Consider the following 11283-nt stretch of genomic DNA (forward strand, 5'->3'; position numbering starts at 1 on the left):
CAGGTCGGTCCAGATTGGTCTACCGTCGAGCCATGGCCCGCCCCCGCTCGTTCGACGACGACACAGCGCTCGCCGCGGCCGTCGACGACTTCTGGGACTCCGGTTTCGGCGCCACCTCGACCGACGAGCTGTGCCGCAGCACGGGGCTCTCGCGCAGCAGCCTGTACAACGCGTTCGGCAGCAAGCGCGACCTCTACCTGCGGGCGATCCTGCGGTACGCCGCCGAGAAGCAGGGGCAGCGCGCCGACCTCCTGGCGAGCGACCTCGACGGACGCGCGCTGCTGCGCACCGTGCTGACGACGGTGCTCGACGAGCAGTGGGGCGACGACGACCGGCGCACGTGCCTGATGATCAACGCCTGCGTCGAGGTCGGCTCCAGCGACGAGGAGATCCGGCGAGCCCTGGCCGACAACGCCGACGACTTCCGCCGCATGATCTCCGACGTCGTCCGGCGCGGGCAGCTCGACGGATCCCTGACCGGCACCGTCGGCGCCGACCAGCTGGCCGCCGTCCTGCACGCCGCGGTCGACGGCCTCCAGGTGCGCTCGCGCATCGACCGCGACCGCGAACCCGTCGACCACGCCGTCGAGACCCTGCTCGCCCTGCTCTAGGGCTACCCGTCGAATCCACCTCGCTGCTGCACGTCCTGATTCTGTACTGACCGTTCCACAACTCTCGGGAGACCTCATGACGACCACCACCGCGACGCCGACCCGGCTCCCCACCGCCGTGCCCGTGCTGGCCCTCGGGATCTTCTGCCTCGGCACGTCCGAGTTCATGCTGGCCGGCCTGCTCCCGGAGATGGCCCGCGAGCTGGGCGTCACGATCCCCGCCGCCGGCTCGCTCATCAGCGCCTTCGCGATCGGCATGCTCCTGGGCGCGCCGATCATGGCGCTGCTGACCCTGCGCCTGCCGCGCAAGGTCACCCTCGTCGGGTCCGGCATCGTCTTCGCCCTGGCCCACCTCGCCGGCGCCCTCACCACGAGCTTCGGCCTGCTCGTCACGACCCGGGTCGTCGCGGCCGTGGCGTGCGCGACGTTCTGGGCCGTCGCCAGCGTCACGGTCGTCGCGGTGACGCCCAAGAACCTGACGGCCCGCGGCCTGGGCGCGCTGATCAGCGGCATCACCCTGGCGAACATCGTGGGCGTCCCGGCCGGCACCTGGGTCAGCGACCACTGGGGGTGGCAGTCGACCTTCGTCGCCGTCGCGGTGCTCAGCGTGGCCGCGACCGTCGCCGTGGCGCTCCTCGTGCCCGAGACGTCGACCGGCGAGAAGATCGCGATCGGCGCCCTCGCGAAGCGCGAGCTGCGCGGACTGACCGGCGCACGCCTGTGGCTCGCGGTCGGCACGACCGTCGCAGTGCAGTCGACGATGGTCGCGACCTTCTCCTACCTCTCCCCCTTGCTGACGGACGTCTCCGGCGTGGCCTCCAGCGCCGTGCCCCTCGTCCTGCTGGCCTTCGGACTCGGGTCGTACGCCGGCATCACCGTCGGCGGCCGGTACGCCGACCGCGACCCGCTGCTCAACGTCGTCGTCTCCCTCGTGGCCACGACGATCGCCCTGGCCGTCGTCTGGCTGGCGGCCCCCTCGGCGGTGGCCGTCGTGCCGGCCGTGGTCGTGTGGGGGTTCGCGACCTTCACGGTGGCCTCGGCGATCAACGCGCGGGTCTTCCAGCACGGCGACCAGGCACCGAACCTGGTGGCCGGCGTCAACGTCGCGGCCTTCAACATCGGCAACGCCCTCGGCCCCTGGTTCGGCGGCCTCGTCATCACGGCGGGCCTGGGCTACCGCGCCCTGCTGCCCCTGTCGATGTCGCTCGCCGTCGTCGGGCTCCTGGTCGCCGCCGCGTCGTGGCGGCTCGAGCGGGGGCGGGCTCAGGCACCCGAAGCGGCGCCCTGCCCCGCCTGAGGTGACGAGAGCCACGAGCCCCCGATCCGGTTCCAGTTCCGCCGGACCAGCCACGGTGTTAGGCTCCCGCGGTCAGGTGAGCCTCACCTGAGTAGTTGCTGTGAGCAGGAGCCGGACGGAGCGACGTGGTCGGGACCTTTATCATCGGGCTGCGCGAGGGCCTCGAGGCCGCACTCGTCGTCGGCATCCTGTTGGCGTACGTGCAGAAGGTCGGTCGCCCCGACGTCCGCGCCCGCATCTGGGTCGGCGTCGCCGCTGCCGCGCTGCTCTCCCTCGCCGTCGGCGCGCTCCTGACCTTCGGCACCTACGGCCTCACGTTCCAGGCCCAGGAGCTCATCGGCGGCACGATGTCGATCATCGCGGTCGGCTTCGTGACCTGGATGGTCTTCTGGATGGCGCGCACCGCCCGCCACCTCAAGGGCCAGCTCGAGTCCGAGGTCGACAAGGCCCTCACCGGCTCGGCCTGGACCCTCGTCCTCGTCGGCTTCCTCGCCGTGGCCCGCGAGGGCATCGAGACCGCCCTGTTCCTCTGGAGCGCCGTCCGCTCCTCCGGCGACGGCGAGTCGCCCTGGCTCGGAGCCGTGCTCGGCCTCGCCGCCGCCGTCGCGCTCGGGGCCCTGATCCACCGCGGCATCGTGCGCATCGACCTGGCGAAGTTCTTCCAGTGGACCGGTGGCCTCCTCGTCGTCGTCGCGGCCGGCGTGCTCGCCTACGCGGTGCACGACCTGCAGGAGGCGCGCTTCCTGCCCGGACCCTTCGAGCCCGCGCCCGCGGGCGCCAGCTCCTTCGCCTCGGGCCTCTACGGCGAGTCCGCCTGGCTCTTCCGCATCCCCGACGTCATCGACCCCTCCGGCCTTCCCGCCGCGATCCTCAAGGGCACGATCGGGTTCAGCCCCGAGATGACGGTCCTCGAGGTCCTCGCCTGGGGCGTCTACCTCGCCGTCGTGATGACCCTCTTCCTGCGTGTCACCCGCCGCCGCACTCCTGCGGCCGTCTCTCTCTCCGAAGGAGCCTCATGAACCGCACTGCCTCCCGGTGGGCGATCCCGCTGGTCGTCACCGGCGCCCTCGCGCTGAGCGGCTGCGTCGAGAACAACAGCGCCGACGCGACCGCGATCCCCGTCACCAGCACCGCCGACGACTGCCAGGTCGAGACGGCGACGGCCACCAGCGGTCCTGTCCGCTTCGAGGTCGAGAACACCGGCGACGACGTCACCGAGTTCTACGTGCTGGCCGACGACGGCCTCCGGATCATCGGCGAGGTCGAGAACATCGCGGCCGGCTCGAGCCGCAACCTCACGGTGCAGATGCAGCCCGGCGACTACTTCACGGTCTGCAAGCCCGGCATGGTCGGCGAGGGCGTCGGCCAGGCCGACTTCAACGTCACGGGCGACGCCGTCACGGCCTCCGAGAGCGACCAGGCAGCGATCGACGACGCCGTCGCGAGCTACACGGCGTACACCAAGACGCAGGTCGCCGAGCTCGTCACCGGCACGAAGGCGTTCACCGACGCCTACCGCGCCGGCAACGACGACGAGGCACGGCGGCTGTTCCCGCTGGCCCGCATCAACTACGAGCGCGTCGAGCCCACGGCCAGCAACTTCGGCGACCTCGACCCCAAGATCGACTACCGCAAGCCGGGCGCCGAGGCCGAGGGGCTCGAGTTCACCGGCTTCCACCGCATCGAGATGGACCTCTGGATCGACGAGGCCCGGGTCAACTACCCCGGTGAGGACATCCAGCCGCTGGACCCCGCCGGCCGTGCCGCCGTGGCCGACCAGCTCGACGCCGACATCTCGTCGCTGTACGACCAGGTCCACGCCGACGACTTCGAGCTGACCATCGACGACATCACCAACGGCGCGATCGGCCTGCTCGACGAGGTCGCCGCCCCCGACGGCAAGCTGCCCGGTGAGGAGAACGAGTTCGCCCACACCGACCTCTACGACTTCCTCGCGAACGTCGAGGGCGCCGAGGTCGCCTACGAGACCGTGCGCGACATCGCGGCCGGCAAGGGCACCGACGGCGAGGACCTCGTGGCCGAGCTCGACGAGCAGTTCGCGGCGATGAAGGACCTGCTCGCCACGTACGGCAGCTACGACGCCGGCTTCGTCTCCTACGACACCGTCGACCAGGCCGCGCGCAACGCGCTCGGCGCCCAGCTCAACGCCCTGAGCGAGCCGCTCTCGCAGCTCACCTTCACGGTGCTCGGCGTCGACCAGGGCGAGTGAGCGACCCGACCGGCCCCGAGGGCTCCCCCGCGCGAGGCGTCTCGCGCCGGGGAGCCCTCGGCATGGCCGCCCTCGCAGCGGCCGGCACCGCCGTGGGCTTCGGCGTCGGCCGCGGCACGGCCAGCGGCTCGGCGTCCGACGACGACGGCGCCTACGACTTCGACGGCGAGCACCAGGCCGGCATCACGACGCCGGTGCAGCGCCACCTGTACTTCGCGAGCCTGGACATGACGGCTGGCGCCACCCGCGAGGACCTGATCTCCCTGCTGCAGGAGTGGACCGACGCGGCACGGCAGCTCACGGCGGGCCAGGAGGTCGGCGACACGGGGGCCGTCGACGGATCACCGCTGGCCCCGCCGGACGACACCGGCGAGGCGCTCGGCCTCGGCCCGCACCACCTCACCGTCACGTTCGGGCTCGGCCCGTCGCTGTTCACGCGAGACGGCGACCCCTTCGGCATCGCGGCTCGACGGCCCGAGGCCCTCGCTCCCCTGCCGCTGTTCGCGTTCGACCTGCTCGAGGAGCCGATCAGCGGCGGCGACCTCTGCATCCAGGCCTGCGCCGACGACCCTCAGGTCGTCGTGCACGCGATCCGCAACCTCAGCCGCATCGCGTTCGGACGCGCCCAGGTCCGCTGGACCCGGCTCGGCTACGGCCGCACCTCACGCACCAGCGCGGAGCAGCAGACCCCGCGGAACCTGTTCGGCTTCAAGGACGGCACCGCCAACATCCTGTCCGACGACGCGAAGGCCCTGGACCGCTGGGTCTGGGCCGACGACGGCTGGATGGCCGGCGGCAGCTACCTCGTGGCGCGCACGATCCAGATGACGATCGAGAGCTGGGACCGCACCCGCCTCGAGGAGCAGGAGCTCGTGATCGGCCGGTCGAAGGGTGAGGGCGCTCCGCTGTCGGGCGGCACCGAGATGACCGAGCCGGACCTCGAGATGACGTCCTCGACCGGCGGCTTCGCCGTCCCCGAGACGTCGCACGTCCGGCTCGCGCACCCCGACCGCAACGACGGGGTGCAGCTCCTGCGCCGCGGCTACAACTACGTCGACGGCAACAACGACCTGGGCCAGATCACGGCGGGGCTGTTCTTCCTGTCCTTCCAGCGTGATCCGGCCCAGTTCGTGCAGGTGCAGAACTCGCTCAAGACCGATGCGCTCAACGAGTACATCCGCCACGTCGGCTCGGCCCTGTTCGCCGTCCCCCCGGGCGTGCGCCGCGGCGGGTACGTGGGCCAGGGCCTGTTCGAGTCCTGAGCGTCGCCGTGGGGCTCAGGTCAGCGTCACCTCGACCGGCACCGCGGTCCGCAGCGTGTGGCCGACCGGCGAGGAGTCGAGCACCTTGGCGTGCAGCAGCTCGACCTGCTCGCGCGGGGCGCTGGACTCCAGCGTGACCTTCGCGCGGATCGCGTCGAAGCCGGCGTGGCCCTCCGTCAGACCGAGGAACACGTGGAGGTCGACGTCGCCCTGGAGGTCGATCGAGAGGGCGTCGATCGGGACGCCCGCGACGCTGGCGTTCGCGGCGTAGCCGACCGCGAGGCAGTTGCCGAGGGCGCCGAGCAGCTGCTCCACGGGGTTCGGTGCGGTGTCGCCTCCGCCGAGCGCGGGCGGCTCGTCGGAGCGGATGCCGTCGAACTGTCGGATCCGGGCGTGCGACGCGAACGCTCCGTCCCACGTCACGTGGGCGGCCCAGGTCGTGACTGCCTTCGCCGGGTCGGCCTGGATGCCCGCGACGAGCGCGCCGACCGCGGCGAGGTCGACGTCGTTGAGCTGGGTCGTGGTCTGCTGGGTCATGGTGGTCCTTCTCCGAGATCGTGGGTGATGATCTCGAGCGTCCTCCGTCGCGGCGCGCTTCCGGCGGGCTCTTGCGATGCAAGACGTCCGCGAGGACCGCGGGAATCGTGGTAGCACCGACGCCCCGGCGCAGCTGACCGTCAGGCAGACCCGTAGCGGCGGTTGCGCTGCGCGTACTCCTCGACCGCGGCGAACAGCGCGCGACGGTCGACGTCGGGCCAGGCGATGTCGCTGAAGACCATCTCGGCGTAGGCCGACTGCCAGAGCAGGAAGTTGCTGGTGCGCTGCTCGCCGGAGGTGCGCCAGAACAGGTCGACGTCGGGCATCCACGGCTCGTCGAGGTAGCGGGCGAACGTGCGTTCGTCGATGCGGTCGGGGTTGACCTTGCCCGCCGCGACGTCGCGCGCCAGCGCCGTGGCCGCGTCGACGACCTCGGCGCGACCGCCGTAGTTGACGCACATCGTGAGCGTGCAGACCGTGTTGGCGCGGGTGAGCTCCTCGGCCGCCTCGAGCTCCTTGACGACGCTGCGCCACAGGCGCGGACGACGACCGGCCCAGCGGACGCGGACCCCCATCTCGTGCATCTCGTCACGGCGCCGGCGGATCACGTCGCGGTTGAAGCCCATCAGGAAGCGCACCTCCTCGGGCGAGCGCTTCCAGTTCTCGGTCGAGAACGCGTAGGCCGAGACGGCTTCGATGCCGAGCTCGACGGCACCCTCGACGACGTCGAACAGGGCCGCCTCGCCCATCTCGTGACCCGCCGTGCGCGGGAGTCCGCGCTCCTTGGCCCAGCGGCCGTTGCCGTCCATCACGATGCCGACGTGGCGCGGCACGAGCTCGGGCGGGAGGTCGGGCGCGCGCACGCCGGACGGGTGGGGCCGGGGCGGGCGTGGCTCCCCGCGCCGTGGTGGCGGCGGGACGGACGGGTTCACCCGGTCGAACCTACCGATCGACGTGGGCGAGCGAACGCAGGGAGCGCTCCAGGTGCCACGCGACGTAGGCGTTGACGATGCCGGTGGCCTCGCGTCGCGAGCGGTCGTCCGACGCGGTGACGGCCTCCCAGTCGCCCGCGAGCAGCGCACCGAGCAGCGCGACCGTGACGGCGCTCGGGGCCGCCGATCCCGGCACCCGGCACGTGTCGCACAGGATGCCGCCGGAAGCGGCGTTGAAGTTGCGGTGCGGCCCTGGTGCGCCGCAGCGCGCGCACAAGCCGAAGCTCGGGGCGTAGCCCGCGATCGCGAGGGCCCGCAGCTGGTAGGAGTCGAGCAGCTGGCCGGCCGGCTGGCGCTGCTCGGTCAGGGCTCGCAGGGCACCGACGAGGAGCTGGTACTGCGGCAGCGACGCCTCGGAGTCCTCGGGCACGACGCGTTCGGCGGTCTCGAGCATCACGGTGCCGGCGGTGTAGGCGCGGTAGTCGCCACCGAGCCGACGCGAGAACGGGTCGATCGTCTGCGCCTGGGTGACGATGTCGAGCGTGCGCCCGACGGCGAACTGCAGGTCGACGTGCATGAACGGCTCGAGGCGGCCGCCGAGGCGGCTCGAGGTCTTGCGGACACCCTTCGCGACGGCCCGGACCTGCCCGTGGTTGCGCGTCAGCATCGTGATGATGCGATCGGCCTCACCGAGCTTGTGGGTGCGCAGCACGACCGCGGAGTCGCGGTACAACGTCATGGCGCACCTCCGTGCTCGTCGTGTCGACCATTGTGCCGCGTGATCCGTAGGCTGACGGCATGACTCGCGCGATCGTGATCCGAGACCATGGCGGACCCGAGCAGATGCGTCTGGAGGAGATCGTGGTGCCGGATCCCGGCACCGGTGAGCTCCTCGTCGAGGTGGCCGCCGCCGGCGTCAACTACATCGACACCTACCAGCGCTCGGGCCAGTACCCGACGCCCCTGCCGTTCACGCTCGGCAAGGAGGCCGCCGGCCGCGTCCTGGCGGTCGGCGACGGCGTCACGGAGTTCGCCGAGGGCGACACCGTCGCCTGGGGTCACGGCGAGGGCGCGTACGCCGAGCACGCGATCGTCCGGACCGCGCAGGCCGTCCGCGTCCCGGAGGGCACCGACCCGCAGCTCGCCGCCGCGGTGATGCTGCAGGGCATGACGGCGCACTACCTGGTCCACTCGATCCTCCCGCTGGCCGAGGGCGACACCGTGCTGGTGCACGCCGGGGCCGGCGGCGTCGGTCTGCTGCTGACCCAGATGCTGACGCGTCACGGCGTACGGGTGCTGACCACGGCCGGCTCACCCGAGAAGGCCGAGCTCTCCCGCGGCGCCGGTGCGTCCGACGTGCTCGACTACGAGGGTTTCGGCCCGGCGGCCCGCGACCTGACCGAGGGCCGTGGCCTGCGCGCGGTCTTCGACGGCGTCGGCGCCACGACGTTCGACGAGGGCCTGGCGGCGCTCGCGCCCCGCGGCACGTTCGTGCTGTTCGGCGCCGCGAGCGGGCCGGTGCCGCCGGTGGACCCGCAGGACCTGAACTCCGGCGGCTCGCTCGTGCTGACCCGACCGTCGCTGGCGCACTTCATCGCCGATCGTGCCGAGCTCGAGTGGCGCGCGAGCGAGGTGCTGCGGGCCGTGGCCTCTGGCGACCTCGACGTCAGGATCGGCGGGACGTACCCGCTGGCCGACGCCGCGACGGCGCACGTCGACCTCGAGGGGCGCGCCACGACCGGCAAGCTCCTGCTGCTCCCGTGAGCTGATCCGCGGGGTCAGTCGAGACAGAACTCGTTGCCCTCGGGGTCGGCCATCGTGATGAAGCCGTGCTCCATGCCCCCGTCGGGCTCGACCCGGTAGAGCCGCGTGGCACCGAGCGCAGCAAGACGCTCGCACTCCGCCTCGAGGGCGGCCATGCGCTCGTCACCCCGCAGCTCGGGCGCGACGCGGAGGTCGAGGTGCACGCGGTTCTTGCCCGCCTTGGCCTCGGGGACCTGCTGGATGAACAGCCGCGGGCCCACGTCGTCGGGGTCGACGACGGCGGACCGGGAGTTGTGGAGCTCGGGCGGCACCCCGAAGGCCGTGAGCGCCTCCTCCCACGTGGCGAAGCCCGGCGGCGGCGCCTGCACCTCGTAGTGCAGGGCTGCGGCCCAGAACTCGGCGACGGCGGCGGGGTCGGCGGCGTCGAAGGTGATCTGCACGGTGCGTCCCATGCAGCCAGGCTGCCACCGTCCACCGACAGTTCGGCCGACGACGGCTGCGACGATGTGCCTCATGACCGAGCCCCGCTGGATCGACGACGTCCTCGAGCCCGTCCTCAACACCCCGCTGCACCGGACGCTGGGCCTGCGGCTGCGGGTCCCCGGTGACCCCTCGGCGGGTCTCGAGCTCGACGTCGCCACGGGCACCGCGACCCCGACCGACGTGCTGCACGGCGGGCTGCACGGCCTGCTGATCGACGTCACCGCCTTCCTCTGCCTCGCCGCCGAGCTGCCGCGGGGCTCGCACGCCGCGACGATCAGCTCCTCGATCTCGATCGTCTCGGCCGCCCGGCTCGGCTCGACCGTGCAGACCAGCGCCCGCATCGACCGGCTCGGCGGGGGCATGGCCTTCCTGTCCGGCCAGGTCGAGAGCGACGGCCAGGTCGTCGCCACGGGCCAGCTCGTCAAGATCGTCAAGCGCCCCTGACAGGTCCCCGGCTCACCGCCCGGTGGCCTGGACGGCGTCGAGGCGGTCGAGCAGCTCGCCGATCACGAGGGAGTCGTAGCGACCCGCCGAGCGCAGGGCGAGGAGCGCCTCCCGCTGGTCCTCGATGACCCGCAGGTGGAGCTCGCGGAAGTCCTGCAGCAGCTGCTCGCGCTCGGGTCCCTCCACCCCGGCCCAGGCCCACTCGGCCGCCGGGGTGGACCGGCGCCTCACGTGCTGCACGACGGAGGGGTCGACGGGCCGGCCGTCCAGCCCCTCGGCCTCGGTCTCGTCGCACCGCGACTGCGAGACGTCCGCCAGCGCCGTGATCAGCAGCCCGAGCTGCTCGCGGCGCGCCTCGGCCCGGTCGTCGACGACACCGAGCCGCCGCACGACCCAGCCCAGCGTGCCGCCCTGCACCAGCAGCGAGGCCCCCGCGACGGTGAACGCGACCAGCACGAGGAGGTCGCGCTGCGCCAGGTCGGGCGGGAGGGTCTGCGCCGCGGCGACCGTGATGCAGCCGCGCATGCCCGCCCAGGTCAGCACCAGGCCGTCGCGGGGCCGCAGACGTTGCTCCCCGTAGAACGTGATGTCGTGCTCGCGGCGCTCGATCGCGCGGAGCGCCCGCTCCCGCCGCGCCTCGGAGTGCCGCTGCGCCTCGGGCGAGGCCAGGAAGTCGCGCAGGGCCGCGATGCGGGGGCGCGACGCCTCGTGCTGCTTGCGGTCGCCGTAGAGCGTCACGAGCAGGAAGGCGTTGAACAGGACCCGCGAGACCATCACGACCCCGAGCACGATCGCCGCGACAGCGGCGACCAGACCGACCGACTGCCCGGTCGACTGGAAGTCGTCCCACAGCGGCCGCAGCTGCAGGCCCATCACGAGGAAGACCGCCCCCTCCAGGAGGAAGGCGATCGTGCGCCAGTTGATGCGCTCGGCCACCCGGTCCTCCGGCCGCAGCTCGACGTAGCCGCGCGACCCGATGCCGAGGCCCGCGATCACGACGGCCACCAGGCCCGAGCCGCCCAGGTGCTCGGCCGGCGCGTACGCGACGAACGGCACGACGAAGGAGATCGCGGTCGCGACCGTGGCGTCCTTGACCAGCGACCGGATCGCCAGGCTGAACCCGGCCACCACGACACCGACCAGGCAGGCCACGACGACGGCCTGGAGCAGGTGCAGCCCGACCTCGAGCACCGAGACCGTCACACCGGTCGCGGCGATCGCGCTGCGCAGCAGCACCAGGGCCGTCGCGTCGTTCAGCATGCTCTCGCCGTCGAGCACCGTCAGCAGGCGCGGCGGCGCCCCGGTGCGGCGGGCGATCGACGTCGCGACGGCGTCGGTGGGGCTGACGATCGCCCCGAGCGCGAACGCCTCGGCGAAACCGATGCCGGGCACGACCAGCGGGAGCACCAGACCGAGCACCGAGGACGTCACGACGACCAGGACCACCGAGAGGCCGCTGATCGCCTTCAGGTCGCGGCGGAAGTCGGTGATCGGCATCGTCACCGCCGACGCGTACAGCAGCGGTGGCAGCACGCCCGCGAGGATGATCTCGGGGTCGACCTGGGCGTCCGGCACCCCGGGCACGAACGACAGGCCGACGCCGACCGCGACGAGCGACAGCGGTGCCGCGACGCCCAGCTTGGGCGAGACGACGCACACGGCCACGACCACGATGACGCCGAGCACGGCGAGCTCCATCGGTTCCATGCCCTCGATGGTGGCA

At 72.4% G+C, this 11283-nt stretch carries 12 protein-coding genes; 7 read left to right on the plus strand and 5 right to left on the minus strand.

The features are described 5' to 3' along the window. Window positions 1-32 precede the first annotated feature (32 nt). The 5 genes from ABD127_RS08130 (at window position 33) to efeB (ending at window position 5400) form a co-directional block, all read left to right on the plus strand. Window positions 33-611, plus strand: a complete 579-nt coding sequence (locus ABD127_RS08130) for a TetR/AcrR family transcriptional regulator (protein WP_344199784.1) — start codon at window positions 33-35, stop codon at window positions 609-611. A gap of 76 nt (window positions 612-687) precedes the next feature. Next, entirely contained in the window at window positions 688-1908 is a 1221-nt protein-coding gene (locus ABD127_RS08135; protein ID WP_344199787.1) for a Cmx/CmrA family chloramphenicol efflux MFS transporter, read from the plus strand. Window positions 1909-2033: 125 nt separating this feature from the next. After that, window positions 2034-2927: an iron uptake transporter permease EfeU gene (gene efeU / locus ABD127_RS08140; protein ID WP_344199790.1), complete on the plus strand. Its 894-nt coding sequence runs from the start codon at window positions 2034-2036 to the stop codon at window positions 2925-2927. Further along, window positions 2924-4138 (plus strand): iron uptake system protein EfeO, encoded by a 1215-nt coding sequence (gene efeO, locus ABD127_RS08145; protein WP_344199793.1) that lies wholly within the window; start codon window positions 2924-2926, stop codon window positions 4136-4138. The genes efeU and efeO overlap by 4 nt, the downstream gene beginning before the upstream one ends. Next, the gene (gene efeB / locus ABD127_RS08150; protein ID WP_344199795.1) at window positions 4135-5400 is read left to right on the plus strand and encodes an iron uptake transporter deferrochelatase/peroxidase subunit; all 1266 of its coding nucleotides are present in this window, start codon (window positions 4135-4137) and stop codon (window positions 5398-5400) included. The genes efeO and efeB overlap by 4 nt, the downstream gene beginning before the upstream one ends. A 15-nt stretch (window positions 5401-5415) precedes the next feature. Here efeB and ABD127_RS08155 read toward each other — a convergent pair whose 3' ends face one another. From ABD127_RS08155 to recO, 3 genes are all read right to left on the minus strand, one after another. After that, window positions 5416-5937, minus strand: coding sequence for an OsmC family protein (locus ABD127_RS08155; protein WP_344199797.1), 522 nt, complete (start codon window positions 5935-5937; stop codon window positions 5416-5418). Window positions 5938-6077: 140 nt separating this feature from the next. Beyond that, on the minus strand, window positions 6078-6869 hold the full coding sequence (locus tag ABD127_RS08160; protein WP_344199800.1) for an isoprenyl transferase: 792 nt from the start codon (window positions 6867-6869) through the stop codon (window positions 6078-6080). A gap of 10 nt (window positions 6870-6879) precedes the next feature. After that, the gene (gene recO, locus ABD127_RS08165) at window positions 6880-7608 is read right to left on the minus strand and encodes a DNA repair protein RecO (protein WP_344199802.1); all 729 of its coding nucleotides are present in this window, start codon (window positions 7606-7608) and stop codon (window positions 6880-6882) included. Between the two features lie 59 nt (window positions 7609-7667). Here recO and ABD127_RS08170 point away from each other — a divergent pair, with 59 nt between their 5' ends. After that, the gene (locus ABD127_RS08170) at window positions 7668-8633 is read left to right on the plus strand and encodes a quinone oxidoreductase family protein (RefSeq protein WP_344199805.1); all 966 of its coding nucleotides are present in this window, start codon (window positions 7668-7670) and stop codon (window positions 8631-8633) included. Between the two features lie 14 nt (window positions 8634-8647). On the opposite strand, the gene ABD127_RS08175 is transcribed toward ABD127_RS08170, so the two are convergent. Beyond that, window positions 8648-9085: a VOC family protein gene (locus tag ABD127_RS08175; protein WP_344199807.1), complete on the minus strand. Its 438-nt coding sequence runs from the start codon at window positions 9083-9085 to the stop codon at window positions 8648-8650. A gap of 61 nt (window positions 9086-9146) precedes the next feature. Between ABD127_RS08175 and ABD127_RS08180 the strand changes: the two genes are divergently transcribed. Beyond that, the gene (locus tag ABD127_RS08180; protein ID WP_344199809.1) at window positions 9147-9560 is read left to right on the plus strand and encodes a PaaI family thioesterase; all 414 of its coding nucleotides are present in this window, start codon (window positions 9147-9149) and stop codon (window positions 9558-9560) included. 12 nt (window positions 9561-9572) lie between these two features. Here the strand turns inward: ABD127_RS08180 and ABD127_RS08185 are convergent, their stop codons facing one another. Beyond that, window positions 9573-11267, minus strand: a complete 1695-nt coding sequence (locus ABD127_RS08185; protein ID WP_344199811.1) for a cation:proton antiporter — start codon at window positions 11265-11267, stop codon at window positions 9573-9575. Window positions 11268-11283: the final 16 nt, after the last annotated feature.

Origin of the sequence: Aeromicrobium alkaliterrae, from assembly GCF_039529015.1 — a bacterium.
In the GTDB taxonomy this organism is placed as follows: Bacteria; Actinomycetota; Actinomycetes; order Propionibacteriales; family Nocardioidaceae; genus Aeromicrobium; species Aeromicrobium alkaliterrae.